Origin of the sequence: Streptomyces caelestis, assembly GCF_001279005.1 — a bacterium.
GTDB lineage: Bacteria > Actinomycetota > Actinomycetes > Streptomycetales > Streptomycetaceae > Streptomyces > Streptomyces heliomycini.
Genome location: NZ_LGCN01000221.1, coordinates 12,463 through 39,163, shown reverse-complemented (window position 1 = coordinate 39,163; position 26,701 = coordinate 12,463). Strand labels below are relative to the sequence as shown.

Annotated in this window: 26 protein-coding genes; 16 read left to right on the top strand and 10 right to left on the bottom strand. The window is 72.3% G+C overall.

Annotated features, from left to right (window positions below; genetic code table 11):
• Positions 1-16 precede the first annotated feature (16 nt).
• From ADK41_RS27110 to ADK41_RS27090, 5 genes are all read left to right on the top strand, one after another.
• Entirely contained in the window at positions 17-1,039 is a 1,023-nt protein-coding gene (locus tag ADK41_RS27110; RefSeq protein WP_030829455.1) for a S1C family serine protease, read from the top strand.
• Between the two features lie 69 nt (positions 1,040-1,108).
• Entirely contained in the window at positions 1,109-1,843 is a 735-nt protein-coding gene (locus tag ADK41_RS27105) for a response regulator transcription factor (RefSeq protein ID WP_030829459.1), read from the top strand.
• Positions 1,840-3,261, top strand: a complete 1,422-nt coding sequence (locus tag ADK41_RS27100) for a sensor histidine kinase (protein ID WP_030829462.1) — start codon at positions 1,840-1,842, stop codon at positions 3,259-3,261. The genes ADK41_RS27105 and ADK41_RS27100 overlap by 4 nt, the downstream gene beginning before the upstream one ends.
• A 77-nt stretch (positions 3,262-3,338) precedes the next feature.
• On the top strand, positions 3,339-5,423 hold the full coding sequence (locus ADK41_RS27095; RefSeq protein WP_030829465.1) for a pectinesterase family protein: 2,085 nt from the start codon (positions 3,339-3,341) through the stop codon (positions 5,421-5,423).
• 251 nt (positions 5,424-5,674) lie between these two features.
• Complete coding sequence (locus tag ADK41_RS27090) at positions 5,675-5,854, top strand: DUF1737 domain-containing protein (protein ID WP_030829468.1); 180 nt, start codon at positions 5,675-5,677, stop codon at positions 5,852-5,854.
• 66 nt (positions 5,855-5,920) lie between these two features.
• On the opposite strand, the gene ADK41_RS27085 is transcribed toward ADK41_RS27090, so the two are convergent.
• Positions 5,921-7,741 (bottom strand): bifunctional metallophosphatase/5'-nucleotidase, encoded by a 1,821-nt coding sequence (locus ADK41_RS27085; RefSeq protein ID WP_030829471.1) that lies wholly within the window; start codon positions 7,739-7,741, stop codon positions 5,921-5,923.
• A gap of 148 nt (positions 7,742-7,889) precedes the next feature.
• Here ADK41_RS27085 and mshD point away from each other — a divergent pair, with 148 nt between their 5' ends.
• Positions 7,890-8,813, top strand: coding sequence for a mycothiol synthase (mshD, locus tag ADK41_RS27080; RefSeq protein WP_030829474.1), 924 nt, complete (start codon positions 7,890-7,892; stop codon positions 8,811-8,813).
• On the opposite strand, the gene ADK41_RS27075 is transcribed toward mshD, so the two are convergent.
• From ADK41_RS27075 to ADK41_RS27055, 5 genes are all read right to left on the bottom strand, one after another.
• A complete protein-coding gene (locus ADK41_RS27075; protein WP_234318875.1) occupies positions 8,773-9,450 on the bottom strand; it encodes an ABC transporter in 678 nt (225 codons plus the stop codon). The two genes, mshD and ADK41_RS27075, sit on opposite strands and share 41 nt — an antisense overlap.
• A complete protein-coding gene (locus ADK41_RS27070; RefSeq protein ID WP_030829480.1) occupies positions 9,447-10,970 on the bottom strand; it encodes a hypothetical protein in 1,524 nt (507 codons plus the stop codon). The genes ADK41_RS27075 and ADK41_RS27070 overlap by 4 nt, the downstream gene beginning before the upstream one ends.
• Positions 10,967-11,836, bottom strand: a complete 870-nt coding sequence (locus tag ADK41_RS27065) for an ABC transporter ATP-binding protein (RefSeq protein WP_030829483.1) — start codon at positions 11,834-11,836, stop codon at positions 10,967-10,969. Before ADK41_RS27065 ends, ADK41_RS27070 begins: the two co-directional genes overlap by 4 nt.
• Before the next feature lie 280 nt (positions 11,837-12,116).
• Positions 12,117-12,992: a hypothetical protein gene (locus ADK41_RS27060; RefSeq protein ID WP_037804561.1), complete on the bottom strand. Its 876-nt coding sequence runs from the start codon at positions 12,990-12,992 to the stop codon at positions 12,117-12,119.
• Complete coding sequence (locus tag ADK41_RS27055) at positions 12,989-13,531, bottom strand: RNA polymerase sigma factor (protein ID WP_030829491.1); 543 nt, start codon at positions 13,529-13,531, stop codon at positions 12,989-12,991. Before ADK41_RS27055 ends, ADK41_RS27060 begins: the two co-directional genes overlap by 4 nt.
• Positions 13,532-13,639: 108 nt before the next feature.
• Here ADK41_RS27055 and ADK41_RS27050 point away from each other — a divergent pair, with 108 nt between their 5' ends.
• From ADK41_RS27050 to pstB, 9 genes are all read left to right on the top strand, one after another.
• On the top strand, positions 13,640-14,065 hold the full coding sequence (locus tag ADK41_RS27050; RefSeq protein WP_030829494.1) for a GntR family transcriptional regulator: 426 nt from the start codon (positions 13,640-13,642) through the stop codon (positions 14,063-14,065).
• Positions 14,062-14,190, top strand: a complete 129-nt coding sequence (locus ADK41_RS43980; protein WP_267883149.1) for a hypothetical protein — start codon at positions 14,062-14,064, stop codon at positions 14,188-14,190. Before ADK41_RS27050 ends, ADK41_RS43980 begins: the two co-directional genes overlap by 4 nt.
• Before the next feature lie 144 nt (positions 14,191-14,334).
• Positions 14,335-16,698 carry an RNA degradosome polyphosphate kinase gene (locus ADK41_RS27045; RefSeq protein ID WP_106979500.1) on the top strand — a complete coding sequence of 788 codons (2,364 nt, stop codon included), beginning with the start codon at positions 14,335-14,337 and terminating at the stop codon, positions 16,696-16,698.
• On the top strand, positions 16,679-17,887 hold the full coding sequence (locus tag ADK41_RS27040) for a CHAD domain-containing protein (protein ID WP_030829500.1): 1,209 nt from the start codon (positions 16,679-16,681) through the stop codon (positions 17,885-17,887). Before ADK41_RS27045 ends, ADK41_RS27040 begins: the two co-directional genes overlap by 20 nt.
• 11 nt (positions 17,888-17,898) lie before the next feature.
• Positions 17,899-18,339 carry an NUDIX hydrolase gene (locus ADK41_RS27035; protein ID WP_030829503.1) on the top strand — a complete coding sequence of 147 codons (441 nt, stop codon included), beginning with the start codon at positions 17,899-17,901 and terminating at the stop codon, positions 18,337-18,339.
• Between the two features lie 232 nt (positions 18,340-18,571).
• On the top strand, positions 18,572-19,699 hold the full coding sequence (gene pstS, locus ADK41_RS27030) for a phosphate ABC transporter substrate-binding protein PstS (RefSeq protein WP_030829506.1): 1,128 nt from the start codon (positions 18,572-18,574) through the stop codon (positions 19,697-19,699).
• 132 nt (positions 19,700-19,831) lie between these two features.
• Entirely contained in the window at positions 19,832-20,836 is a 1,005-nt protein-coding gene (gene pstC, locus ADK41_RS27025) for a phosphate ABC transporter permease subunit PstC (RefSeq protein ID WP_030829508.1), read from the top strand.
• Complete coding sequence (pstA, locus tag ADK41_RS27020; protein WP_030829511.1) at positions 20,833-21,879, top strand: phosphate ABC transporter permease PstA; 1,047 nt, start codon at positions 20,833-20,835, stop codon at positions 21,877-21,879. Before pstC ends, pstA begins: the two co-directional genes overlap by 4 nt.
• 68 nt (positions 21,880-21,947) lie before the next feature.
• Positions 21,948-22,724, top strand: a complete 777-nt coding sequence (pstB, locus tag ADK41_RS27015; protein ID WP_030829515.1) for a phosphate ABC transporter ATP-binding protein PstB — start codon at positions 21,948-21,950, stop codon at positions 22,722-22,724.
• A 203-nt stretch (positions 22,725-22,927) separates the two neighbouring features.
• Here pstB and ADK41_RS27010 read toward each other — a convergent pair whose 3' ends face one another.
• A complete protein-coding gene (locus ADK41_RS27010) occupies positions 22,928-23,926 on the bottom strand; it encodes an inorganic phosphate transporter (RefSeq protein WP_030829518.1) in 999 nt (332 codons plus the stop codon).
• Between the two features lie 7 nt (positions 23,927-23,933).
• A complete protein-coding gene (locus ADK41_RS27005) occupies positions 23,934-24,554 on the bottom strand; it encodes a DUF47 domain-containing protein (RefSeq protein WP_006136311.1) in 621 nt (206 codons plus the stop codon).
• 239 nt (positions 24,555-24,793) lie between these two features.
• On the opposite strand from ADK41_RS27005, the gene ADK41_RS27000 reads away from it, so the two are divergent.
• Positions 24,794-25,198, top strand: coding sequence for a metal-sensitive transcriptional regulator (locus ADK41_RS27000; protein WP_030829521.1), 405 nt, complete (start codon positions 24,794-24,796; stop codon positions 25,196-25,198).
• A 6-nt stretch (positions 25,199-25,204) separates the two neighbouring features.
• Here the strand turns inward: ADK41_RS27000 and ADK41_RS39880 are convergent, their stop codons facing one another.
• Together ADK41_RS39880 and ADK41_RS26995 are read right to left on the bottom strand one after the other, a co-directional pair.
• Positions 25,205-25,390 (bottom strand): hypothetical protein, encoded by a 186-nt coding sequence (locus ADK41_RS39880; RefSeq protein ID WP_078662022.1) that lies wholly within the window; start codon positions 25,388-25,390, stop codon positions 25,205-25,207.
• Positions 25,391-25,484: 94 nt separating this feature from the next.
• Positions 25,485-26,300: a hypothetical protein gene (locus ADK41_RS26995; protein ID WP_234318879.1), complete on the bottom strand. Its 816-nt coding sequence runs from the start codon at positions 26,298-26,300 to the stop codon at positions 25,485-25,487.
• Positions 26,301-26,701 lie beyond the last annotated feature (401 nt).

The following is a 26,701-nucleotide window of genomic DNA, read 5'->3' as shown; positions in this document are numbered from 1 at the left end:
CGCGAGGCTCGGTGCCATGACCGAGAGCCCCCGCCCCAACGGCGCGTACGGAAGCCCCGCCCCGGTGAACCCCGAGTGGCCGCCCCCGCCGGCGTACGCGCCGTCCCCGCAGCCCGCGCAGGAACCCACGCAGGAGCCCGCGCCGCGGCCCGCGAAGAAGAGGAAGCGCGCCCGCGGCCCGGCGGCCCTGCTCGCGGCCGTGGCGATCGTCGCGGCGGCGGTGGGCGGCGGCACCGCCTACGGCATCCAGGAGCTGGCCGGCGGCGACACGGCCGCCGCCGGCTCGACCAGTACCACCGTCGTGCCGTCGAGCCGGAAGGGCACGGTGGCCGGCGTCGCGGAGGCGGTCACCCCGAGCATCGTCGAGATCAACGCGACCTCGAACGCCGGCTCCTCCACCGGCTCCGGCGTGATCATCACGTCCGACGGCGAGATCGTCACCAACAACCACGTCGTGTCCGGGGCCACCTCGATCGAGGTGCGGACCAGCGACGGCACGACCTACGCGGCGGAGACCGTCGGCACCGACAGCGGCAAGGACCTCGCCCTGATCAAGCTGCGGGACGCCTCCGGTCTGCAGGCGGCCACCCTCGGCGACTCCGACGGCGTGCAGGTCGGTGACCAGGTCGTGGCGATCGGCTCCCCCGAGGGCCTGACCGGAACGGTGACCAGCGGCATCGTCTCGGCCCTCGACCGTGACGTGACCGTCTCGACGGACGAGGGCCAGGGGCAGCAGCAGCGGCAGCAGGGCGGCGGCTGGCCGTTCGAGTACGGCGGCCAGGAGTTCAACGGCGACACGGGCGGCTCCACGACCACGTACCAGGCGATCCAGACCGACGCGTCCCTGAACCCGGGCAACTCCGGCGGCGCGCTGATCGACATGAACGGCCACGTCATCGGCGTCAACTCCGCGATGTACTCGTCGAGCGGCAGCGGCTCGTCCTCGTCCGACGCGGGCAGCGTGGGCCTGGGCTTCGCCATCCCGATCGACACCGTCACGTCCGACCTGCCGGCGCTGCGCTCCGGCTCGACGACCTGACGCGCCGCCCGCGTACCGTGCGAGGCTGAAGGACCGACCCCGTAGAGAGCCGTGAGGAACCCCGAGCCCATGAGCCCCGCAGAAGGCGACCGCGACCCCCAGCGCATCCTGATCGTCGACGACGAGCCGGCGGTGCGCGAAGCGCTCCAGCGCAGCCTGGCCTTCGAGGGGTACGGCACCGAGGTCGCCGTCGACGGCGCGGACGCCCTGGAGAAGGCGGCGGCCCACCGGCCCGACCTGCTCGTCCTGGACATCCAGATGCCCCGCATGGACGGCCTGACCGCCGCCCGCCGCATCCGCGCCACCGGCGACACCACGCCCATCCTGATGCTGACCGCCCGGGACACGGTCGGCGACCGGGTGACCGGCCTGGACGCGGGGGCGGACGACTACCTGGTCAAGCCGTTCGAGCTGGACGAGCTGTTCGCCCGGATCCGCGCCCTGCTGCGCCGCAGCTCGTACGCGGCGGCGGTGGACGCCTCCGCCGCGTCGGACGACGTCCTCGCCTTCGCCGACCTGCGCATGGACCTGGCGACCCGCGAGGTCACCCGCGGCGCCCGGCGGGTGGAGCTGACCCGCACGGAGTTCACCCTCCTCGAGATGTTCATGGCCCACCCGCGCCAGGTGCTCACCCGCGAGCAGATCCTGAAGGCGGTCTGGGGCTTCGACTTCGAGCCCTCGTCCAACTCGCTCGACGTGTACGTCATGTACCTGCGCCGCAAGACCGAGGCGGGCGGCGAGCCGCGCCTGGTGCACACGGTGCGGGGGGTGGGGTACGTGCTGCGGCAGGGGGGCGCGGAGTGAGCGGGCTGGTCCGCCGCGTCCGCGCCCTGCCCCTCCGGGCCCGGCTGTCGCTGCTGGTGGCGGCGGCGGTGGCGTTCGCGGTGGCGGTGGTGGCGGCGGCGTGCTGGTTCGTGGTGAAGAGCGTGCTGGTGAGTTCGCTGGACGAGGCCCTGAAGGCGAACCGCATGGACGGGCAGCAGGTGAGCAAGTACCTCGACCTGCGCACGGGCCTGTGCGCCCACGACCCCGTCACCCGCGAGGAGAACCCCTTCGGCTCGTCCGTACAGCTCGTGGACGGCAAGGGCGGGAGCTGTCTCATCATCGGCACGGAGGCGGTCCGGCTCACCGGCGCCGACCGCGCCGTCGCCGAGGGCGCGTCCGCCGACGCGCTGCACGACGCGACGGGCTCCGACGGCGGCCGGTACCGGGTCTTCACCTACACCGTGCCCGGCCTGCGGGACGTCGCCGTCTCCGCCGCGCGCCCGCTGAGCGAGGTGCACGACTCCCTCAACAACCTGGCGCTGGTCCTGGTCTTCGTCGCGGGCGCCGGGGTCGTGGGCGCCGCCGCCGCCGGCCTCTGGGTGGCCCGGACCGCCCTGCGCCCCGTGGACGAGCTGACCCGGGCCGTCGAACACGTCGCCCGGACCGAGGACCTCACCGTCCGCATCCCCGTCGACGACGCCGACGAGGACGAGATCGCCCGCCTCTCCCGCTCCTTCAACTCCATGACCTCGGCCCTCGCCAGCTCCCGCGACCTCCAGCAGCAGCTGATCGCGGACGCCGGCCACGAGCTGCGCACCCCGCTCACCTCGCTGCGCACCAACATCGAACTCCTCACCCGCAGCGAGGAGACGGGCCGCCCGATCCCGGAGGCCGACCGCAAGGCCCTGCTCGCCTCCGTGAAGGCGCAGATGACGGAACTGGCCGCGCTCATCGGCGACCTGCAGGAGCTGTCCCGTCCCGACACCGGCCAGCACGCGGACCGGGCGCAGATCGTCGCCTGGCAGGACGCCGTCGAGTCGGCCCTGCGCCGCGCCCGGCTGCGCGGCCCCGAGCTGACCATCACCGCGGACGTCCACCCGTGGTACGTACGGGCGGAGCCGTCCGCGCTGGAGCGGGCGGTGGTCAACATCCTGGACAACGCGGTGAAGTTCAGTCCGGAGGGCGGAGTGATCGACGTACGCCTGGCCGACGGCGTCCTCACCGTCCGCGACCACGGCCCCGGCATCCCCGTCGACGAACTCCCGCACGTGTTCGACCGGTTCTGGCGCTCCCCCACCGCCCGCGCCCTCCCGGGCTCCGGTCTCGGCCTGTCCATCGTGGCCCGCACGGTCCAGCAGGCGGGCGGCGAGGTGTCCCTGACCCGGGCGGACGGCGGCGGCACGACGGCCACGGTCCGCCTGCCGGGCGCCCCGACCCCACCGCCCGAGGTGCCCTAGCCGCGTTCGGCGGCAACCTTTCCGCGCCGGGCGGCGACCGAACGGCGTCCCCTCCCCCACACGGAACGGATCGCCGCATGAGCGAGCACCGCAGCACGGCCCGGCACCGCAGGTCCAAAAAGCTCCTGGCCGTCGGCCTCCCCGTGGCCCTGACCACCGCCGGCCTCCTGGTCCACGGCGCCGGCCTCCTCCCCCAGCAGGAGGCGTCCGCCGCGGCGGCGGCCGCCGCCGCACCCGCCTGGGCCACCGCCACCGCCGACGGCTTCGCCTCCGTCGACGCGCTCGGCCAGAACGGCACGTACGGCGGCCGGGACGGCAGGACCGTCACCGTGCGGACGCAGGCGGACCTGGAGAAGTACGCCACGGCCGCCGAGCCGTACGTCATCGTCGTGGCCGGGACGATCACGATGAACCCGGTCGGCAAGGAGATCAAGGTCGCCTCCGACAAGACGATCGTGGGCTCCGGCACGTCCGGGCACCTCGTCGGCGGGGGCTTCTTCCTCGGCCGGGGCGTGCACAACGTGATCATCCGCAACCTGACGATCCGGGACGCCTACCAGGGCGTCTGGAACGACAAGGAGCACGACTTCGACGCGATCCAGATGGACGGCGCCCACCACGTCTGGATCGACCACAACGACCTGCGGAACATGGCGGACGGCCTGATCGACGTCCGCAAGGACAGCACGTACGTGACGGTCTCCTGGAACAGGCTCAGCCAGAACAACAAGACCTTCGGCATCGGCTGGACCGAGAACGTCACCACGGACATCACGATCCACCACAACTGGTTCCGCGAGACCGAGCAGCGCAACCCCTCCACGGACAACGCCGCCCACGCGCACCTCTACAACAACTTCCTCGAGGACGTCGCGAACACGGACATCAAATCCTCGTACGGCAACTACTCGCGCGGCGGCACCCGGATGGTCCTGGAGAACAGCTACTTCCAGGGCATGAGGAACCCGGTCATCAAGGACGCGACGGCGACGGTCGTGCAGCGCGGCAACGTCTTCTCGGGCACGTCGGGACGGAACGAGAGCGGCGGTACGGCGTTCGACCCGAAGACGTACTACCCGTACACGCTCGACAGGGCGGCGGACGTGCCGTCGCTGCTGAAGGCGGGCACGGGCCCGCGCACGACCATCGGCACGTCGGCGTCGATGTCGGCGTCGGCGGAGGTCTCCACGAAGGCCGCGGCGGCCACCACGCTCACCGTCGCCAAGGACGGCACCGGCCAGTACAGGACGGTCCAGGCGGCGGTGAACGCCGTCCCCGCGAACAACGCCTCCCGCGTGGTGATCTCCATCAAGCCGGGCACGTACCGCGAGACGGTCAAGGTCCCGTCCAACAAGCCGCACGTCACCTTCCAGGGCACCGGCGGCAGCCGCAAGGACACGGTGATCGTCTACAACAACGCGGCCGGCACGCGGAAGCCGGACGGTTCGGGCACCTACGGCACCTCCGGCAGCGCCACGGTCGCCGTGGAGGCCGACGACTTCCAGGCCCGCAACCTGACGATCTCCAACGACTTCGACGAGGGCGCCAACCAGTCCCTCTCCGGCCACCAGGCGGTCGCCCTGCGCACGGCGGCCGACAAGGTCCTCCTCGACGGTGTGATCGTCGAGGGCGACCAGGACACCCTCCTGCTCGACACGGCCGCCAAGGACAGGCTGGGCCGGGTCTACGTCACCAACTCCTACGTCGTCGGGAACGTCGACTTCGTCTTCGGCCGGGCCACCGCGGTGATCGACCGCTCGGTCATCACGCTGAAGAAGCGCTGGGACGGCTCCTCCGCCGGCTACGTCACGGCCCCGAGCACGGCCGCGAACCGCAAGGGCATCCTCATCGCCAACTCGGCGGTGAGCGGCGACGTCTCCGACCGCACCTTCTACCTCGGCCGCCCCTGGCACGCCGGCGGCGACGCCTCCCTGGACCCGCAGACCACGGTCCGCAACACCAGCCTCAGCGCCGCGATCCGCACCACGCCCTGGACCGACATGAGCGGCTTCTCCTGGAAGGACGACCGCTTCGCCGAGTACAGGAACACCGGCTCCGGTTCGGGCGCGGCGAGCAGCAACCGCCCCCATCTGACCGACGCCCAGGCAGCCGACCAGGAGGTCGCCGACTGGCTGGCCGGCTGGACCCCCACGGCGTCCTGACCCCCTCGCAACGGGCCCCGCGCCGTCCCCGGCGCGGGGTCACGGGGATCTCCGCTCATCCGAGGCCCGTCCGAGACGATGCGGGCCGGCAGCGTGCGGGCTTCGCGAACGCGGGGGCGGGGGCGGGGCGGCCCGGGTGGAGGAACCTCTCGCAGTCGGCGAGCGCCCCGCGGACCGCCGCTTCCGCCCCGGCGAGCGCCTCGTCGTACCGCCCCTGCCCGCCCGAGCGGGGCGTGTGGCACGGTGGGCGCATGTCGACACCACCGGACGGGCTGCCCGTCTACCGCGTACTGACCGGTCCCGACGACCCTGTCTTCTGCCACCGGGTGAGCGAGGCGCTGGAGCTGGGGTACAGGCTGCACGAAGGGCCTGCCGTCACCTTCGACGGTGAGCGGGTGATCGTCGCGCAGGCGGTCGTGTGGCCCGGGTAGGGGCACGGGTGTGCGTCGGGGCCGGCACGAGGCGGTGAACACGCCTCGTGCCGGCCCCGACGACGGTCACCGCACGATGGTGATGCGGTCCGCCTTCGGCGGGGCGATCGGGGTGGTGGGCGTCGAGTTGGCGGTCAGGTACCGCTCCAGGGCCGTCAGGTCGTCCTCGCCGACCAGGTCGTTCGTGCCCTGTCCCAGGGTCGGGAAGCCGTCGCCGCCGCCCGCGAGGAAGCTGTTGGTCGCGACGCGGTAGGTGGCGGACGGGTCGATGGGCGAGCCGTCGAGCCTGATCGAGTCCGTGACCACGCGGTCCGCGCCGGTCTTCGTCAGGTCCAGGGTGTAGGTCAGGCCGGAGGAGATCTGGAGGATCTTCGGGGCCGCCTCGTTCGAGCCGCTGACCTGCTCCTTCAGGGCCTGGACGACCTGCGCCCCGGTGAAGTCCTGGAGGTTGACCGTGTTGGCGAACGGCTGGACGGTGAAGGCCTCGGCGAAGGTCACCACGCCGTCGCCCTCCTTGCCGCCGGCCGCGTGGGTGAGGGACGCGCGGATGCCGCCGGGGTTCATCAGCGCCAGGTCGGTCTCCGCGTCCAGCGTCCTGCCGTACTCCAGCTGCGCGTCGGCGATCAGGTCGCCGAGCGGGGACTCCGTGCCGTCCTTGACGACGTCGCCGGAGATGTAGCCGATCGCGCGGTCGCCGATGGGGGCGGCGAGGGTGTTCCACCGGTCGATCAGGCGGGTCATGTCGGGCGCCTTGGGGACGTCCCGGGTGACCACGTGGTTCGCGGACTTCACGGCCGTACGGGCGATGTCACCCGTCGCGCGGTCGTAGGTCAGCGTGGTGTCCGTGTAGAGGCGGCCGAAGGACGCGGCCGAGGTGACCATGCGGGGCTTGCCCGCCGGGTCGGGGACGGTGCACACGTACGCGTTGTGGGTGTGGCCGGTGACCAGCGCGTCCACCTGCGGCGAGACGTTCTTCGCGATGTCCGCGATCGGGCCGGAGACGCCGTCGCCCGCGCCCGGGGAGTCGCAGTCGTAGTTGTAGGAGGACGAGGCCGGGAAGCCGCCCTCGTGGATCAGCGCCACGATCGACTTCACGCCCTGGCGCCGGAGCTCCTCGGCGTACTTGTCGATCGTCTCGACCTCGTCCTCGAAGGCGAGGCCCTTCACGCCCTCCGCCGAGACGATGTTCGGGGTGCCCTCCAGGGTCACGCCGATGAAGCCGATCTTGACGCCCTGCTTCTTCCACACCCAGTACGGCTTGAGGAGGGGCTTCCTCGTCTTCTCGTCCAGGACGTTCGCCGTCAGGTACGGGAAGTCGGCGCCCTTGAACCGCTTGTCGGTGTAACAGCCCTCGACGGGGTGGCAGCCGCCGTTCTGGAGGCGGGCCAGTTCCTTCGCGCCCTCGTCGAACTCGTGGTTGCCGACGCTCGTCACGTCGAGGTCGAGCTTGTTCAGCGCCTCGACGGTGGGCTCGTCGTGGAAGAGGCCCGAGAGGAGCGGGGACGCACCGACCATGTCGCCGCCGGCGGCGGTGATGGAGTAGCGGTTGCCCTTGCGCGCCTCGCGCAGGTGGGTGGCGAGGTACTCCACGCCGCCCGCGTCGACGGTCTTCGTCGTGCCGTCGGGCTGGAGTTCGGTGACCCGGCCGGAGGAGCCGGACGGCGGCTCCAGGTTGCCGTGCAGGTCGTTGAAGGACAGCAGCTGCACGTCCTGGTAGCGGCCGGGGTGGGTCTTGCCCTTGTTCCCGTGGTTCTCGCCCGCGGTCGCCGACCCCGGCAGGGCTGCCGCGGCCAGCGCGCCGGCGGTGAGCACACCGGCGGCGGTCGCGAGGAGACGGTTCGTACGGCGTCTGCGGCGCTGGTGGTGCGCCGGGGATGTGGCTGGCATGCGCCCCCCTGTGGGTCCGAGTGGGTACCGGCGCAGCCTAGAGTCAACGCGCGTAGCGCAACAGGGTATTCGGGGTTACGGCCTGGTTGAGGTTTCGTCGACGCCGCCACTGTCCGTTTTGGGGCCGCCTCCCCTTAATCTCGTACGCATGACCAGCGACGACTTCGCACGGCCCCGCCCCCGCTCGCTCCAGACGTACGCCGCGCTCGGCCCCGAGCGGACCGAGGCGGTGCTCGCCCTGCTCGCGGAGGCCGCCCGGACCGACGGACAACAGGCGGTGTCCGAACAGGGGCGGTTGCAGCTGCGCGGCGGGGAGCGGGACGGGATCTCGCACCTGCTGCTCTCCGTCGACGGCGAACTCGTCGGATACGCCCAGCTGGAGGACACCGATCCGGTGGAGCCGCCGGCCGCCGAACTGGTCGTGCACCCCTCCTACCGGGGCAACGGCCACGGGAGGGCGCTCGGTTCGGCGCTGCTCGCCGCCTCCGGGAAGCGGCTGCGGGTGTGGGCGCACGGCGGCCACTCCGCCGCCCGGCACCTCGCGCAGGTCCTCGGGCTGACGCTGTTCCGGGAACTGCGGCAGATGCGGAGGCCGTTGGCCGGCCTCGACCTGCCCGACCCGGTGCTGCCGGAGGGCGTGAGCGTCCGTACGTTCGTGCCGGGGCGGGACGACGCCGCCTGGCTCGCGCTGAACGCCGCCGCCTTCGCCCACCACCCCGAGCAGGGCGCCCTCACCCAGCGCGACCTGGACGACCGCAAGGCCGAGGCGTGGTTCGACCCCGAGGGGTTCTTCCTGGCGGAGAAGGACGGCCGGCTCGTCGGCTTCCACTGGACCAAGGTGCACGCGGCGGAGCACCTCGGCGAGGTGTACGTCCTCGGGGTGAGCCCCGACGCCCAGGGCGGCGGCCTCGGCAGGTCCCTCACCACGATCGGGCTACGGCACCTGGCGGAGCGGGGACTGCCGACGGCCATGCTCTACGTCGACGCCGACAACAAGGCGGCGGTCTCCGTCTACGAGCGGCTGGGCTTCGTCACGCACGAGACGGACCTGATGTACCGGACGGAGACCTGAGCCCGCGAGGAGTGAGGCGGCGCCCCGGTTCCGCCGCGCACACCGCGCCCACCACCACCTCCGCGCACAGCAGCACCGCCCAGCGGCCGTGGGCCGCCGCCCACCTCGGGTCGTCCGGGGGCACGAACAGGGCCCAGCTCCCGGGGGTCAGCAGCGGGCCCAGGACCGCCAGGGTGAGCAGGAACGCGGCGACCGCCCGGCCCGGCCGGGCGCCGTCCCCGCGGTGGATCGCGAACGCCGCCCCGGACAGGGCGAGGGTGAGGGCCGTCGCCGCCTCGACGGTGATCCCGACGGCCGGGGGGCGCACGGCCTCCGGGACGAGGAGCAGCGCGGCCGTCCACCACACGGCGGCGACCGAGGCCACGAGGAGGACGCGCAGTCCGTGGCGGACGGCCCGCCGGGTGGGGACGGCGGCCGTGGTGTGCCGGGCCGGGTCGTCCAGCACGAAGGCCGCCCCCAGCGCGAAGGTCACGGCGGACGCCCGCAGCGCGTCGAGCGCGAGCCGGGCGTCCGCCTCCTCGCCCATCAGCCTCGGCACGGCGGCGAGCAGCAGGCCCAGGGCCCCGGCCGCGCCGATCGCCCTCCAGGGCATGGTCCGTACGGCCGGCCGCAGCAGAGCCGGGTCGATGGCCCTCACAGGCACTCGTCCCTCGCCTCCGGTTCGTCCAGGCCCAGCAGTCGCGCGACCCGGTCCGTCGTCACCTTCGGAGCCGTCAGCTCGGCCCAGTGCGCCCTCACCTTCGCGGCGGTCCCGTCCTTCGGGCGCAGCAGCAGCTCGCGCACCACCTCCGTCTGCGCGGCGGTCATGGACAGCGGGTTCGTCCGCGAGAGGACGACCGCCGAGCCGGCGTCGCTGTCGTCCAGGCGCACCCGCCGCAGGTCCGCCATCGGGTCGGGCCGGTCGGCGAGCGCCAGCCACATGACGGTGACCATCCGGCCGTCGCACATCCCGCCCGCCTTCGCCTCGGTGCCCGCGACCAGCACACCGGCCACGGCGACGGCGAACTCCGGGGCCCTGTTGCCGCCCCAGGACGTACCGACGGTGATCTCGCCGGGGCGGGTGGCCGGGTCGATCGCCGCGTCGCCGGCCAGGCCGTACCGCGCCTCGACCCGCTGCCGTACGACGAGCGGCCGGTCCTGCGCGGCGCCGCCCGCGAGGGAGCGCACGCCGTCGAGGACCCGGTCCCAGTCGTCGGTGCGTGCTCCCCACTCCGGGAAGGCGCAGTACGTCGTGGCGTCCCGTTCGGCGCACCGCTGCTCCTTCTCCGGGGTGACGGAGTACCGCGTCCGCGCCTCGGTCGTCTCCCGCGGCACGCCCTGGGACTGGGCCACCGCGCCCACCAGGGTCAGCAGCACGGCGCCGGCGCAGGCCGCCCGGAGGGACCGCAGCCGGCCGGCTCCGGAAAGCAGCACGGCGGTCAGGGCCACGCTCAGGGCCAGCCCGGCGAGGTACAGGGCGTGCCAGGCGGCGGGGCGGCCCAGCAGTTCGGACGGCAGGGGATGGGGGCCGCTCTCCTCGACCACCGGCGACAACCAGCGTGCCGCGCTGTCCTCGTCGGACGCCATGGGGGCGAGCAGGGCGAAGAACAGGCAGAGGACGATCAGCAGCGGGGCCGCGAACGCCGACGGCACCAGCCGGGCGAGCAGTACTCCGGCCGCGCCGAACAGCAGCACGCACAGCGGGCCCACGAGCAGTTCGCCCGGCGACCCCTGGCCCACGGCACCGGGCTTGAGCGCCTCCCAGGTGAACTGGCCGGCCACGCACACCCCGGTGAGCAGCGCGACGGCCGCGACGGACAGCAGGTGCGCGGCCGTACGGCGCCACGGCTGGACCACCAGCACGGCGAGGTGCCGGTCGGTGTCGTACCGGCGGGAGCGCAGCACGGCCTGGTTGGCGCAGAGCAGCACCGCGAGACCGACGAGCAGGGGCGCGCCCTGGGTGGCGCGGTCGGCGTCCTGCAGCGCGGGGAAGCCGTCCCAGGAGGTGCGGGTCCTCCACACCGTCCAGCCGAGGTACACCGCGAAGGCGACGAGGACCGGAGCCCGCAGCAGGAGCAGGCGGGTCTCGAAGCGGGCCAGGGTGAGGACGGCCGCCCAGGACGTACGGGTCCCGGCCGTGACCGTGGCGGCCGGGGTCCCGGCGGTGAGCGTGCTCATGCGGCCACCTCCGTGTCCACACCGTCGAGTCCGTCGAGGGTGAGCAGGTAGCCGTCCTCCAGGGTGGGTTCGAGGAGGTCCGCGCCGACGGGCGGGTCGCCCACGTTGCGGAAGGTGCCGAGTCCGGTGCGCCAGCCGGCCTTCGCGCCCGGGTCGCGTTCGGCGCTGCTCCACACCCGGCCGGCGGCCCGCGCGGTCAGCTCGGCGGGGGTGCCGTCGAAGCGGACGGTGCCACCGGCCAGGACGACGACCCGGTGGCAGAGCATCGCCACGTCCTCGGTCTGGTGCGTGGACAGCAGCACCGTGCGGCCCTCACCGGCCCGCGCGATCAACTCCCGGAAGCGCATGCGCTGCTCCGGGTCGAGTCCGACGGTGGGCTCGTCGAGGACGAGGAACGCGGGGTCGCCGACGAGCGCCGCCGCCAGCGCCACCCGCTGCCGCATGCCGCCGGACAGCTTGCGGATCCGCTTGCCGCGCACGCCGTCGAGGCCGGCCTCGTCGAGCACCCTGCGCACCTCGCGATGGCGGGCGGCGCGGTCGGTGAGCTCCTTGAGGATCGCCACGTAGTCGACGAACTCGAAGGGGGTGAAGTCGGGGTGGAAGCCGGGCGTCTGCGGCAGGTAGCCGAGGTGGCGCCGGACCTCCTGCCGGCCGCGCGAGGTGCCCGGGTCGTGGCCGAGCACCGTGAAGGCGCCCCGGTCGGCCGGCACGGCGGTGGCGAGCACCCGCAGCAGCGTGGTCTTGCCCGCGCCGTTGGGCCCGAGCAGCCCGGTGACGCCGGCGGACAGCCGCAGCGACACGTCGTCGAGGGCGCGGGTACCGCCGTAGCGGAGGCTCAGCCCGGAGGCGGAGACGGTGGGGGTCATACGGAACTCCCTTACAGGTGGAGGCGGGTGGACGGAGCAGCAGGCGGCCGGCCCGCGCTTCCCGGCCCGGGGATCAGCCGGGGGCGGACGGCCGGGGATCCCCGGCCGGCCGAGCACCGGGACGGACGGCCCAGGAGCACCGGCCGACCGGACACCAGAACGGACGGCCGGGTTTCCCGGCAGAAGGGGAATCGGGGTGATCAGCCCGCCCCGGCGGAGGGAAGGAGAACCGGGGCCGTCAGGCCGCGTTCACCCCCTCCGGCGGGAAACCGGGCAGCCGTCAGGCCGTACGTCGGCCGCTGAGGTCGAAGCGGTCCCGGAGCAGGACCAGCAGCCCGGCGGCGAGGACGGCGACCGCCGCCGACACGCCCTGTCCGGCCGCGGTGAACGGGGCGAGCGGGCCCTCCCCGCCGGTCCGGGCGGCGTCCGCCGTGAGCAGCAGCGCGATCCAGCCGCCGCCGACGAGGGACGGGGCGAGCACCGGGCCGAGCCGGGCGGTCAGCGCCAGCCCGGTCGCGGTGAGCGCGAGGGCGGGCAGCAGCCAGGCCAGGGCGCGCAGCCCGTATCCGGGCAGGGCGAGCGTGGCCAGCCCGTTGAGGCCGAGCCCGGCGCCGAGCACCGCCACCGTGCGGATCATCAGCAGCCGGAAGCCGTGCATCGGGGCGACGACCGCCATCTCGTACGTCGGGTCCAGCACGGGCCCGTACGACAACGCGACCCCGGCCAGCGGCAGCAGCGGTGCGAGGGCGAGGAAGAGGGTGGGTGACCCGGTGGCGCCGCGACCGAGGGTGACGGCCACCGTGAGCAGGAGGACCGCGGCGACCGCGCCCAGCCAGGAGAGGCGCAGCGCCGGGGTGGCCGCGAGCAGCCGCGCGGTGTGGTCTGCGATGCCGAGCCGCAGGAGCAGCGACTCCAGGAATCCGGGCCGGGGCGCGTCCAGTTCGGCGTCGAGCCGTTCCCATCCGGCGTCGAGGGCGGCGGGGTCGCTCACGTCGGCGAGGACGGCCCGGCAGTGCGCGCAGGCGGTGAGGTGGGCGTCGGCCGACCACAGCAGGGGCGCCGGGAGGCCGCCCCGCGCGTAGGCCCGCAGGTCCTCCTCGGACACGTGCCAGCCGGTGCCGCCCCCGGACGTGCCGCCCGTCGTTCCGTACGTCATGCCAGCGCCTCCCGGAGTTGCCTGCGGGCCCGCATCGCCCGCGTCTTGACCGTGCCCGGCGGGATGCCGAGCAGGACGGCGGCCTCGCGGGTGGTCAGCCCGTCGACGACCGTGGCCTGGAGCACCGCGCGCAGTTCCGGCGACAGCCGGACGAGCGCACCGGCGAGGTCCCCGTGCTCCACCCCCGCGAGCACGTGGTCCTCCGCCGAGGCCTCGTCCCGGTGCCGCAGCCGCGCCAGCGTCTGCCGCAGCCGGCCGCGTGCCCCGGCGCCGCGCAGGGCGTCGACCAGCCGGCGCGAGGCGATCCGCCACAGCCAGCCGGCCGCGTCCCCGTCCTCCCGGTAGCGCGCGCTCCCCCGCCACACCGCCAGGAACGTCTCCTGCACGACGTCGTCGACGATCCCCGCGTCGGCGCACCGGCCGCGCATCCGGGCGGTCAGCCACGGCGCGTACCGCCGGTACAGCTCCTCGAAGGCGCGGCGGTCCCCGTCCGACGCGACGGAGCGCAGCAGCTCCCCGTCGCTTCTCGTTTCGCTCACGTCCCCTCATCGAACGACCCGCGGCGATCGGTTCACGGGATCGCGGTTGACTTTCCCACCCCCCTGTACCACCCTTTCACTACTCAATGAGTGAAAGGGTGGTGCCAAGTGGTCGACTACCGCATCGACCGGCGCAGTGGCGTGGCCACCTACGTCCAGATCGTGCAGCAGACCGAACAGGCCCTGCGCCTGGGCCTGCTGGCGCCCGGCGACAAGCTGCCCACGGCCCGCGAGGTCGTCGAAGCCACCGCCGTGAACCCCAACACCGTGCTGAAGGCCTACCGCGAGCTGGAGCGCGAGGGCCTGGTGGAGGCCCGGCGCGGACTCGGCACCTTCGTACGGCGCTCCCTGGGCGCCGCCCCCGCCGACTCCCCGCTCCGTGCGGAGCTGGAGGACTGGGCGTCCCGGGCCCGCGAGGCCGGCCTGGAGCGGGAGGACGTGGCCGCGCTCTTCACCGCCGTGCTCGAAACCCACCACCCGGTACGAACGCCGGACCCCGCACCCCCGAAGCCCCCTCAGGGAGACCCGTCATGACCGTCCCGGCCATCGAGGCGGACGCGCTCGGCAAGCGCTTCGGCCGACGCGTCGCCCCCGCGCTGCGCGACTGTTCCTTCCGGCTGCCCGCCGGCCGCCGGGTGCCGCGCCGCCGCACGGCCTGACGCCCGCGTCCGTGCGTCCCTCCCGGCGGGGAGGGACGTACGGCTCCCCGCGCCGGGACCCGCACCCCCGTGAGCCGCTGCCCGATATCCCGGACGTCATGTCTCCGTAACCATTGATTCAGACAGGCTTGCGACGCTCGGCCAATGCATCCCGCCGTGCCGGAGCCTTCACCGCCCCCAAGGGTGAACGGGGGGAACGGGGACGCCTCAGGGCCACCACCGCTCCCACCCGCGCATTCCGACGCGCCCGTGACGCCCCCGGCGCGGAAGAATGGGGTCATGAGCCAGCCCAACGCCCAGGCACAGCACCCGCAGCCCTCCGTGGGCTCCATCGCCGCCCACCGTCCGCACACCGTGGCCGGAGTGGTCTCCGACCTGGAACCCGACATCGACGCGGATCTCGACGGTTACGAGGAGTCCGTGGCGGACGGCGCCACCCCGCTCCCGCAGGGCCGCTTCCTCGACCGGGAGCGCAGCTGGCTCGCGTTCAACGAACGCGTCCTCGAACTCGCCGAGGACCCCGCCACACCGCTGCTGGAGCGCGCCAACTTCCTGGCGATCTTCGCCAGCAACCTGGACGAGTTCTTCATGGTCCGCGTGGCCGGACTGAAGCGCCGCATCGCCACCGGCGTCGCCACCCGCTCCGCCTCCGGTCTCCAGCCGCGCGAGGTGCTGGAGATGATCTGGGCCCGCTCCCGCGAGCTGATGGCCCGGCACGCCGCCTGTTACCACGAGGACGTCGCCCCCGCACTCGCGGAGGAGGGCATCCACCTGGTCCGCTGGAACGAGCTGGCGGAGAAGGAGCAGGCCCGCCTGTTCACCCTCTTCCGGCACCAGATCTTCCCGGTCCTCACCCCGCTCGCGGTCGACCCCGCGCACCCCTTCCCGTACATCTCGGGCCTGTCGCTGAACCTGGCCGTGGTCGTCCGCAACCCGGTCACCGGCCACAAGCACTTCGCCCGCGTCAAGGTGCCGCCGCTGCTGTCCCGCTTCCTGGAGAGCTCCCCCGGCCGCTACGTCCCCATCGAGGACGTCATCGCCGCGCACCTGGAGGAGCTGTTCCCGGGCATGGAGGTGCTGCAGCACCACGCCTTCCGGCTCACCCGCAACGAGGACCTCGAGGTCGAGGAGGACGACGCGGAGAACCTGCTCCAGGCGCTGGAGAAGGAACTCATGCGGCGCCGCTTCGGGCCGCCGGTGCGCCTGGAGGTCGAGGAGTCCATCGACCGCGAGGTGCTGGACCTGCTGGTGCGCGAGCTGAAGGTCGGCGAGGCGGAGGTGTACCCGCTGCCGGGCCCGCTGGACCTCACCGGCCTGTTCCGCATCCACGGCCTGGACCGGCCCGAGCTGAAGTACCCGAAGTTCATCGCCGGCACCCACCGCGACCTGGCGGAGGTGGAGACGGCGTCCCAGCCCGACGTCTTCGCCGCCCTGCGCAGCCGGGACGTGCTGCTGCACCACCCGTACGACTCGTTCTCCACGTCGGTGCAGGCGTTCCTGCAGCAGGCCGCCGAGGACCCCGACGTGCTGGCCATCAAGCAGACCCTGTACCGCACGTCGGGCGACTCCCCCATAGTCGACGCGCTCATCGACGCCGCCGAGGCCGGCAAGCAGGTGCTGGTGCTGGTCGAGATCAAGGCGCGGTTCGACGAGCACGCGAACATCAAGTGGGCGCGCAAGCTGGAGGAGGCCGGCTGCCACGTCGTGTACGGCCTGGTCGGCCTGAAGACCCACTGCAAGCTGTCCCTGGTGGTCCGTCAGGAGGGCGAGACGCTCAGGCGGTACAGCCACGTCGGCACCGGCAACTACCACCCGAAGACGGCCCGCCTCTACGAGGACCTCGGGCTGCTCACCGCGGACCCGCAGGTCGGGGCGGACCTCTCCGACCTGTTCAACCGGCTCTCCGGCTACTCCCGGCGCGAGACCTACCGGCGCCTCCTCGTCGCCCCCAAGTCCCTGCGGGACGGCCTGGTCTCCCGCATCGACAAGGAGGCCCAGCACCACCGCGCCGGGCGCCCCGCCTACGTCCGCATCAAGGTCAACTCGATGGTCGACGAGGCCGTCATCGACGCCTGCTACCGGGCGTCGCAGGCGGGCGTGCCGGTGGACATCTGGGTGCGCGGCATCTGCGCGATCCGGCCCGGCGTGGCGGGCCTGTCGGAGAACGTGCGGGTACGGTCCGTCCTCGGCCGCTTCCTCGAACACTCCCGCGTGTTCGCCTTCGGCAACGGCGGCGAGCCCGAGGTGTGGTTCGGCAGCGCGGACATGATGCACCGCAACCTCGACCGCCGGATAGAGGCGCTGGTGCGGGTCACCGACCCGGCTCACCGGGCGGCCCTGAACCGACTGCTGGAGACCGGCATGTCGGACACCACCCAGTCCTGGCACCTCGCCGCGGACGGCGAGTGGACCCGGCACGCGACGGACGCGGACGGCCAGCCCTTGCGCAACGTCCAGGAGATGCTCATAGACGCCCGGAGGCGCCGGCGTGGCACAGCGACACCTTGACCCGACGGCCGGTCCGGTACCGGCGGACGTCCTGGCCGGCTACCTGCGGGACCGGGCGACCGAGTTCCTCCGCGCGCTGCGCCTCCACCGGGAGGCCGGGGCGGGCGCGGCCGCGTCGGAGGGTTCCGTCGCGGCGGCCCGCGCGCTGCGCCGCGCGGCCCGCCGCGTCAGTGCCAGCCTGCACACCTTCCAGCCGGTCCTGGACCCCGACTGGTCGGAGGCGATGCGCCCCGAACTGGCCTGGGTCTCCGGCACCCTGGCCCTGGAGCACGCCTACGCGTCCCGCCTGGAGCAGCTCCTGACGGCCCTGCACCGCCTGTCGGGGGCACCGCCCCTGTCGCCCCGCGCCGCGGCCGCCGATGGCGAGAACGCCCCACAGGGGCCGCCCGCACCCGACCACGAACCCCGCACGGGCGGTACGAGGGGGAACAGCCTCCCGGCCGAAGGCGAAGCCGGGGACGGACACCCCGCGCACCTGCGCCGCACCGCCACGGCGACCGCCCTCGGGGGGACCCGCACCGCCACGGCGACGCTGACGGCCACCGCCGACCGCAGGGTCACCGCCCCGGACCGGGGGAACCTGACCGTCGGCGCCGCCAAGGCCGGCGCCCTGCTGGACCGGCAGCTGACCCTCGCCCGGACCCGTGCGCACTCCACCGCACTGCAGGCCCTCGGCTCCTCCCGGTTCCACGCCGTCGCCGACAAGGTGGCCGTGCTCGCCAGCGAGGTCCCGCTGTCCCCGGCGGCGGACCGCGCCGATCTGCGCCCGCTCGCCGACGCCGCGCGCGAACGGCTCGCCGACGCCGTCGCCGCGCTGCCCCTGCTCACCGCGGGCAGCCCGTACAACGCCGAGGCGCTGGTCCACGGACTCTCCCCGGACCCGGCCCCGCACCCGCAGGACGCCCCCTGGCACCAGGTCCGGCTCCTCCTGCGCCTGCACCGCTACGCCCTCGAGGTCCTCCACGCCGGCCCGGACCCGGGCCTCCTCGCCGCCGGCGGGGCACTGGACCGGCACCGCGACGCCTCCGAGGCCGCGGCCGCCGCCGCGCAGGCGGCCCGCACCCCGCGGATCGCGCCGGCCACGGCATACGCGCTGGGCGTGCTCCACGCCGACCAGCGGCATGAGGTGGAGGCGGCGCGGTACGCGTTCCAGCGGGCCTGGCAGAAGGAAGCCCTCGGCACGTTATAGGGAGGCACCCGGTGAGCACCCCCGGCTCCGCGCGGCACGGCGCCCTCACCGTCCAGGCCGCCGGCTGCGTCCTGTGGCGTCGCTCCCCCGTGACCGGCGCGCTCGAACTCTGCCTCGTCCACCGGCCGAAGTACGACGACTGGTCCTGGCCCAAGGGCAAGCTCAAGCGGGGCGAGGACCCGCTGGCCGGCGCCCTGCGCGAGGTCGCCGAGGAGACGGGCCACAGCGCCGTCCCGGCCGCCGAGCTCCCCAGCGCGCACTACCTGGCGAACGGCCGCCCCAAGCGGGTCCGCTACTGGGCGGCCGAGGCCGTCTCCGGCGCGTTCACCCCGAACGACGAGGTGGACCGCGTCCTCTGGCTCCCCCCTGAAGCCGCCCGCGCCCGCCTCACCGAGCCCCGGGACGCCGACCTCGTGGACGCATTCCTCGCCACCCTCCGCCCGGCACGGTGAGTGTCCCGTTCCCGCCCGGTATCCCCCCGTGTCCTCGACGTGAGCGTTCCGTGACCTCACCGCACCGTCCACAGGGGTTCACCCCGCGTTCATTTACGCCAATGAGCTCCTTCACCTGTTCTGCCTAATTTCGGCCTTACGCGATGCGGATCGCCCGAAGAGACGGGTGACCGCATCACCCACACTTCGCACGCCGCCGAATTCAGGACGGCGGCCACTGGAAGGGACTCAAGTGAAGCTTCAGCGCAAGAACCGGCGGGCCCTCGCTCTCGGTGCTCTCGCCGTCTCCGGCGCCCTGGCCCTCACGGCGTGCGGTTCCGACGACACCGGCGACAGCAACGGCGGCGGCGCCTCCGCCACCGCACAGGCCGGCAACATCGACTGCGGCGACGCCAAGGGCCAGCTGCAGGCCTCCGGCTCTTCCGCCCAGAAGAACGCCATCGACGCCTGGGTCAAGCAGTACGCCGCGGCGTGCAAGGGCGTGCAGGTCAACTACAACCCGACCGGTTCGGGCGCCGGCATCACGGCCTTCACCCAGGGCCAGACCGCGTTCGCCGGCTCGGACTCCGCGCTGAAGCCCGAGGAGATCGAGGCCTCGAAGAAGATCTGCTCCGGCGGTCAGGGCATCGACCTGCCGATGGTCGGCGGCCCGATCGCGATCGGTTACAACGTCCCGGGCGTCGACTCCCTCGTCCTGGACGCCTCGACCCTCGCCAAGATCTTCGACAGCAAGATCACCAAGTGGAACGACGAGGCGATCGCGAAGCTCAACCCCGACGCCAAGCTGCCCGACCTGAAGATCCAGGCCTTCCACCGCTCCGACGAGTCCGGCACCACGGACAACTTCACCAAGTACCTGAAGGCCGCCGCGCCCGACGACTGGAAGTACGAGGGCGGCAAGGCCTGGCAGGCGAAGGGCGGCCAGTCCGCTCCGCAGTCCGCCGGTGTCGCCCAGCAGGTGAAGCAGACCTCGGGCGCGATCTCCTACATGGAGCTGTCCTACGCCAAGGACGGCATGAACACCGTCTCCCTCAAGACCGAGGCCGCCGAGCCGGTCGAGGCCACCATCGAGAACGCCACCGCCGCCATCGGCGCCGCCAAGGTCGTCGGCACCGGCAAGGACCTCGCGCTGGAGATGGACTACACCCCGGAGGCCGACGGCGCCTACCCGCTCGTCCTCGTCACGTACGAGATCGTCTGCGACAAGGGCAACAAGGCCGACACCCTGCCCGCCACCAAGTCCTTCCTGAACTACATCGCCTCGGAGGACGGCCAGGGCCTGCTGGCGGACGCCGGCTACGCCCCGATGCCCACCGAGATCATCACCAAGGTCCGCGAGACCATCTCGAGCCTCGCCTGACCCGAGTGTGCGGACCGGCCCCGACCACGGTGCCGGTCCGCACCGTCCGGTGCACCGCCAACAGGAGCCCCCGGCCCACGGTGGCTCCGACCGAGCCGCCCGCCCCGGCGGCTCCGCAGACCGGAGAACCCGATGGACATCACCGCACAGAAACCCGCCGCTCCCCCCTCACCCGGACCGGCCGCACCCGAGGACAAGGGCGCCGCGCGCGGCGCCACCCGTCCCGGTGACCGGATATTCCTCGGGTTCTCCCGCGGATCCGGCATCTTCGTCCTGGTCCTGATGGCCGCCATCGCGGCCTTCCTCACCTACCGCGCCTCGCTGGCCATCAGCAAGGACGAAGCCAACTTCTTCACCTCCTTCGAGTGGAACCCCACCGGCGTCCCGCCGGAGTTCGGCATCGCCGTCCTGGCCTTCGGCACCGTCGTGTCGTCGGTCATCGCCATGGTCATCGCCGTCCCCATCTCGGTCGGCATCGCCCTGTTCATCACGCACTACGCCCCCCGCCGGCTCGGCGGCACCGTCGGGTACGTGATCGACCTGCTCGCCGCCGTCCCGTCCATCGTCTACGGCCTGTGGGGCGCCATCGTCCTGGTGCCGCACATGGACGGCCTCTACGGCTGGCTCGACGACTACCTCGGCTGGACCGGCGTCTTCGCGTGGGAGGGCGGCCCCGCGCGGTCGCTGCTCACCGTCGGCATCCTGCTCGCCCTGATGATCCTCCCGATCATCACCAACGTCAGCCGCGAGGTCTTCCGCCAGGTCCCGCGCATGCACGAGGAGGCGGCCCTGGCCCTCGGCGCCACGCGCTGGGAGGTCATCCGCATGTCGGTGCTGCCCTTCGGCCGCTCCGGCGTCATCTCCGCCTCGATGCTGGGCCTCGGCCGCGCGCTCGGCGAGACGATGGCCGTGGCCATGGTGCTCTCGCCGTCCTTCGACATCTCCGCCAGCCTGCTCGACGCGGGCGGCGGCACCTTCGCCCAGAACATCGCCAGCAAGTTCAACGAGGCCACCGTGATGGGCCAGGACGCGCTGATCGCCTCCGGCATGGTGCTCTTCGTCATCACCCTGCTGGTCAACGGCGCGGCCCGCCTGATCATCGCCCGCCGCAAGGAGTACTCGGGGGCCAACGCATGAGCAACGCAACCCTTTCCCCCCGGCGCGACTCCCTGCGCGGCGCGACCCTGCCCAAGTGGTTCGCCTGGGCGGTCGCCGCCGGCTCCCTCGCCCTGGGCTACGGCATCAGCGCCGCGGCCGGCCTGCACAGCGACGTCCAGTGGGCGCTGATCGCCGCGGTCCTCTTCGTCGTCGGCTCCTACGCCGTCTCCGCGAAGATCGAGGGCGCACGCCAGGCCAAGGACCGCACCGCGACCAGCCTGGTCTGGGTCGCCTTCCTGCTGGCCGTGACCCCGCTGGCCTCCCTCCTCTGGGAGACGGCCGAGCGCGGCGTGAAGGTCCTCGACGGCTACTTCCTCACCCACTCGATGGGCGTGGTCGCCGACGCGGAGCCCGGCGGCGGCATCTACCACGCCCTCCTCGGCACCCTGGAGCAGGTCGGCCTCGCCGCCCTGATCTCCGTGCCGGTCGGTGTGCTCACCGCGATCTACCTGGTCGAGTACGGGCGCGGCAAGCTCGCCAAGGCCGTCACCTTCTTCGTCGACGTCATGACGGGCATCCCGTCGATCGTCGCGGGCCTGTTCATCCTGAGCCTGTGGGTCCTGATCCTGAAGATGGGCCCGTCCGGCTTCGCCGGTTCGCTGGCCCTGTCGATCCTGATGATCCCGGTGGTCGTCCGCTCCACCGAGGAGATGCTCAAGCTCGTCCCGAACGAGCTGCGCGAGGCGTCCCTGGCGCTCGGTGTGCCGAAGTGGCGCACGATCCTGAAGGTGGTCCTGCCGACGTCGATCGGCGGCATCATCACCGGCATCATGCTGGCGGTCGCCCGCATCACCGGTGAGACGGCCCCCGTGCTGCTGCTGGTCTGGGGCACCGACTTCATCAACGCCAACCCGTTCCAGGACCCGCAGGAATCGCTGCCGATGTACATCTACCTGCAGTTCGGCGCCGGTTCCGACCCCGCGTACGACCGTGCCTGGGCGGCGGCCCTGACGCTCATCGCGTTCATCATGATCCTCAACCTCGTGGCCCGCGGCATCGCCCGCTGGAAGGCCCCACGGTGACATCGATGCGGCTCCGCCGCGTGGCCGGTCGCTGAGACCTCCCCGACCTGAAAGAAGAAGTGATCACCATGGCCAAGCGCATCGACGTCAGCGGCCTCAACGCCTACTACGGCTCCTTCCTGGCCATCGAGGACATCTCGATGACCGTCGAACCCCGTTCCGTGACCGCCTTCATCGGTCCGTCCGGCTGCGGCAAGTCCACCTTCCTGCGCACGCTCAACCGCATGCACGAGGTGACGCCCGGCGGCCGGGTCGACGGCAAGGTCATGCTCGACGACGAGAACCTGTACGGCGCCGGCATCGACCCGGTGGCGGTGCGGCGCGAGGTCGGCATGGTCTTCCAGCGCCCGAACCCGTTCCCCACGATGTCGGTGTACGACAACGTGGCGGCGGGCCTGCGCCTGAACGGCAAGTACAAGAAGTCCCAGCTGGACGACATCGTCGAGAAGTCCCTCAAGGGCGCCAACCTCTGGAACGAGGTCAAGGACCGACTGAACAAGCCGGGCTCGGGCCTCTCGGGCGGTCAGCAGCAGCGTCTGTGCATCGCCCGCGCCATCGCGGTCGAGCCGAACGTCCTCCTCATGGACGAGCCCTGCTCCGCCCTGGACCCGATCTCCACCCTCGCCATCGAGGACCTGATCGGCGAGCTGAAGGAGCGCTTCACGATCGTCATCGTGACGCACAACATGCAGCAGGCGGCGCGCGTCTCGGACCGCACGGCGTTCTTCAACCTGGCGGCCGTCGGCCAGCCCGGCAAGCTGATCGAGATCGACGACACGGAGCGCATCTTCTCCAACCCGTCGGTCCAGGCCACGGAGGACTACATCTCCGGCCGCTTCGGCTGACCGATTCTCCTCGCGGTGCTGCATGGCGGTGCCACCGCGAGGCGCAAAGGGCCCGCCCCCGACTCCCGGGGGCGGGCCCTTCCAAGTACCGCGTAGCTGCGGGCAATCGTGCCGCAGGGCGGCACGGGTGGGCGCAGCGGCACCCCGCAAACGCCGGGCTGCGCAACATCCCCGCCCAGCACCAGCACCGCGCACCAGCCCGGCTACAGCACCAGCAGATTCACCAGCCCGAACGCCAACGCGGCCACCACAGCCGCCGCCGGCATGGTGATGAACCACCCGAGGACGATGTTCTTGGCCACCCCCCACCGCACGGCGTTGACCCGCTTCGTCGCCCCCACACCCATGATCGCCGAAGTGATCACATGCGTCGTGGAGATGGGCGCGTGGAACAGGAACGCGGACCCGAACATGATCGACGCGCCCGTCGTCTCCGCGGCGAACCCCTGGGGCGGATCCAGCTCGATGATCTTCCGCCCCAGCGTCCGCATGATCCGCCACCCACCGGCGTACGTCCCCGCGGACAGCATCAGCGCACAAGCGATCTTCACCCACACCGGAATCGGATCGCCGTAGTCCTCGACATCGGCGATGACCAGCGCCATCACCACGATGCCCATCGTCTTCTGCGCGTCCTGCAGACCGTGCCCCAGCGCCATGCCGGCCGCGGAAACGGTCTGCGCGATCCGGAACCCCCGCTTGGCCTTGTGCGGATTGGCCCGCCGGAAGAGCCACAGGATCACGGTCATCACCAGGTAACCGGCGATCAGGCCCACCACCGGCGACACGAACATCGGGATGACGACCTTGTCGACCACCCCGTTCCAGTACACCGTCGTCCCCCCGGCCAGCGCCGCCCCCACCATGCCCCCGAACAGGGCGTGGGACGAGGACGACGGAAGCCCGAAGTACCAGGTGATCAGGTTCCAGACGATCGCCCCGATCAGCGCGGCGAAGAGGATGCCCATCCCCTTCGACCCCTCGGGCGTCTGGATCAGCCCCTCGCTGACGGTCTTGGCGACGCCGGAACCCATGAACGCGCCGGCGAGGTTCATCACGGCCGCCATCGCCAGCGCCGCCCGGGGCGTCAGCGCCCGCGTCGACACGGACGTGGCGATCGCGTTCGCCGAGTCGTGGAAGCCGTTGGTGTAGGTGAAGAAGAGCGCGACCCCGACGGTCACGACCAGAGCCAAGGTGTCCATGAAGTGCTCAGGACTCCTTGACCGCGATGGTCTCCACCGTGTTCGCCACGTGCTCGAAGGCGTCGGCCGCCTCCTCCAGTACGTCCACGATCTGCTTGAGCTTCAGCACCTCGATCGCGTCGTACTTGCCGTTGAAGAGGTGGGCCAGCAGCTTGCGGTGGATCTGGTCGGCCTGGTTCTCCAGCCGGTTGACCTCGATCCAGTACTCGGTGAGGTTCTCCATGGTGCGCAGGTGCGGCATCGCCTCCGCGGTCAGCTCCGCCGCCCGCGCCAGGACCTCGATCTGCTGCTCGACGCCCTTGGGCAGTTCCTCGACGTTGTAGAGGACGACCAGGTCGACGGCCTCCTCCATGAAGTCCATGATGTCGTCGAGGGACGAGGCGAGGGAGTAGATGTCCTCACGGTCGAACGGCGTGATGAACGAGGAGTTCAGCTGGTGGAAGATCGCATGCGTGGCGTCGTCACCCGCGTGTTCCGCGGCCCGCATACGCTCTGCGATCTCGGCCCGGGCGGAGGGGTCCGCCCCGAGCAGTTCCATCAGGAGTTTCGAGCCCGTGACGATGTTGTCCGCGGACGCGGCGAACATGTCGTAGAAGCTCGTCTCCCTGGGGGTCAGACGAAAGCGCACGTGGGGTCCTCGGTGAGCATCGGTTTCGGTCAGGCTGATGCTAGGCGCATCATCCGGCCACGACTAACGGGCCGCCCACCAGTGTCACCCATCGGAGAGAGTGATGGACACGGGGGCGTTCCGAGCTCCGTTCCCGGCCGCGGCGCACGTCATCGGCCAAGAGGCCTATACCCAGCAAAGTTCGCTACCATATACCCACCAGGGGTATATGTCGCCCGCCAGCTCACCAGGAGGACGCGATGACGACCACCGGAACCGGCGCGAACGCGCCCTCCTCCCCGGACGCGACGGATGTAACGGACGTAACAGGAGGAGCGCCCGTGACCGACGTGACGGACATCGTGACCGATCACGACCGCGGCGTCCACGGCTACCACCACCAGAAGCAGGATCACCTCAAACGCCTGCGCCGCATCGAGGGCCAGATCCGCGGCCTGCAGCGCATGGTCGACGAGGACGTGTACTGCATCGACATACTCACCCAGGTGTCCGCCTCCACCAAGGCACTGCAGTCGTTCGCGCTGCAACTGCTGGAGGAGCACCTGCGCCACTGTGTCGCGGACGCGGCCGTCAAGGGCGGCGACGAGATCGACGCGAAGGTCAAGGAGGCGACGCAGGCCATCGCCCGCATGCTCCGTACCTGACCGGGCTCAGGCCCCGTCCGGATCCGTCCGCGCCTCGGCCACCCTCAGCACCTCGTCGATGCTCTCCAGGCTGAGCCGCTCCTCGGCGTTGGAGGCGGCGATGATCAGCTCCCCGCAGAGTTCGATCTCGGCGAGCGCCACGTGGTCCTGAACCAGGACCGTCCCACCGCCGAGCGGTGCCACGCGCCTCACCCCTTCTCCGTCGTCACCGGCTTCCTAGAGTAGGGAGCGCCCCACGCACCGCGCATGGCACGGAAGGGCTAGTTCAGGCCGGTCACTCCCGGCCTCACTCCTCGGCGATCCGGCCCGCGTAGATGTCCCCGTCCTCGGGAAGCCGTACGTCGGCCGGGATCCCGAAGTCGTACAGCAGCGTGGTCGAGGCGACCGCGACGGGCTCGTCGCGCCGGCCGTTGACGAAGCTGAACCGGTGCCGGAGCTTGCGGATCCGTCCCGCGTCGTCGAGGTAGACGTCGAACGGCACCCGTGCGGTGGCGAACCCTTTCGCCGCCGCGTCCAGCGCCTCCCGGTTCGCGTCCAAGGCGTGCCGCGAGGCCTGCCGCAGGTCGGCGGTCCCCCGGTAGTGGCGCACCTTCGCCCCCGCGACCTCGGTCCGCCCGACGAACGTCGCCGACCACGTCCCGCGCAGCACCTCGGCGGCGGCGAACGGATCGGTGGCCCCGCCGGTGACGAGGTTCCCGTCGGACAGCGTCCCGGTGTCCACCCGCACCCACTTGTCGGCGGGCACCCCGGCTCCCCGGTTCTTCATGAACAGCGCCCCGGGGGCGAGCAGTTCGGTGATGGGCCGCCGGACGGCCTTCCCGGCCGGATCCCGCGGCAGCAGCACCTTCAGCCGCCCGAGCCGTTTGCGGTAGTCGTACACGCCCTCGCCCCGGATGGTGACCCGGGTCCCGCCGGTCGCCATCTCCAGGGAGGTGGTCGCCTTGGAACTCCCGGCGTCCATCAGCACGTCGGCGGCCTCCCTCAGCACCCGCACCGCGTCCCCGGCGGGTGTCTCCCGGGGCACGGCGTCGCTTCCCGTGCAGCCCACGCTCCCGAGCCCCAGACAGCACACCACCCCGAACCCAGCCACCACGCCGCGCATCCGAGCCATGTCCGGTTAACGACCGGTAAGAGGCCCCGTCACGCCGGCGGACGGGGCGTTACCGTGGTCGACGTGCCGCACCAGGACGACGAGCCGACCGCCGCCTCCCACACCACGACCACCACCGAACAGGGCCCTTTCTGCACGGCCCACTGCACCTGCGGCTGGCGGGGCCCCGCCAGAAGAGCCAGAAGCCAGGCCAGAAGAGACGCCCAGAACCACACAGGTGAGTGACGCACCTGCGAGCGCGCTCGCCGCAGCCGCGGGCAGTCGTGCCTCCCCCAGTGCCTCAAGGGCCTGGGAGGTACCCCCAGGGCGATGGGGTCCCCCCGCTCATGGGGGTCCCCCCGCTCGAGAGCGGGGGGAGGGTGGGCGCCGGGGGCGCCCTCTCCGGGGGAGGC

Excerpts from the sequence above, each read along its gene's own strand:
- ADK41_RS27110 (WP_030829455.1), top strand. The coding sequence starts at position 17 with ATGACCGAGAGCCCCCGCCCCAACGGCGCGTACGGAAGCCCCGCCCCG.
- ADK41_RS27105 (WP_030829459.1), top strand. The coding sequence starts at position 1,109 with ATGAGCCCCGCAGAAGGCGACCGCGACCCCCAGCGCATCCTGATCGTC.
- ADK41_RS27095 (WP_030829465.1), top strand. The coding sequence starts at position 3,339 with ATGAGCGAGCACCGCAGCACGGCCCGGCACCGCAGGTCCAAAAAGCTC.
- ADK41_RS27090 (WP_030829468.1), top strand. The coding sequence starts at position 5,675 with ATGTCGACACCACCGGACGGGCTGCCCGTCTACCGCGTACTGACCGGT.
- ADK41_RS27085 (WP_030829471.1), bottom strand. The coding sequence starts at position 7,741 with ATGCCAGCCACATCCCCGGCGCACCACCAGCGCCGCAGACGCCGTACG.
- mshD (WP_030829474.1), top strand. The coding sequence starts at position 7,890 with ATGACCAGCGACGACTTCGCACGGCCCCGCCCCCGCTCGCTCCAGACG.
- ADK41_RS27070 (WP_030829480.1), bottom strand. The coding sequence starts at position 10,970 with ATGAGCACGCTCACCGCCGGGACCCCGGCCGCCACGGTCACGGCCGGG.
- ADK41_RS27065 (WP_030829483.1), bottom strand. The coding sequence starts at position 11,836 with ATGACCCCCACCGTCTCCGCCTCCGGGCTGAGCCTCCGCTACGGCGGT.
- ADK41_RS27060 (WP_037804561.1), bottom strand. The coding sequence starts at position 12,992 with ATGACGTACGGAACGACGGGCGGCACGTCCGGGGGCGGCACCGGCTGG.
- ADK41_RS43980 (WP_267883149.1), top strand. The coding sequence starts at position 14,062 with ATGACCGTCCCGGCCATCGAGGCGGACGCGCTCGGCAAGCGCTTCGGC.
- ADK41_RS27045 (WP_106979500.1), top strand. The coding sequence starts at position 14,335 with ATGCATCCCGCCGTGCCGGAGCCTTCACCGCCCCCAAGGGTGAACGGG.
- pstC (WP_030829508.1), top strand. The coding sequence starts at position 19,832 with ATGGACATCACCGCACAGAAACCCGCCGCTCCCCCCTCACCCGGACCG.
- pstA (WP_030829511.1), top strand. The coding sequence starts at position 20,833 with ATGAGCAACGCAACCCTTTCCCCCCGGCGCGACTCCCTGCGCGGCGCG.
- pstB (WP_030829515.1), top strand. The coding sequence starts at position 21,948 with ATGGCCAAGCGCATCGACGTCAGCGGCCTCAACGCCTACTACGGCTCC.
- ADK41_RS27010 (WP_030829518.1), bottom strand. The coding sequence starts at position 23,926 with ATGGACACCTTGGCTCTGGTCGTGACCGTCGGGGTCGCGCTCTTCTTC.
- ADK41_RS27000 (WP_030829521.1), top strand. The coding sequence starts at position 24,794 with ATGACGACCACCGGAACCGGCGCGAACGCGCCCTCCTCCCCGGACGCG.
- ADK41_RS26995 (WP_234318879.1), bottom strand. The coding sequence starts at position 26,300 with ATGCGCGGCGTGGTGGCTGGGTTCGGGGTGGTGTGCTGTCTGGGGCTC.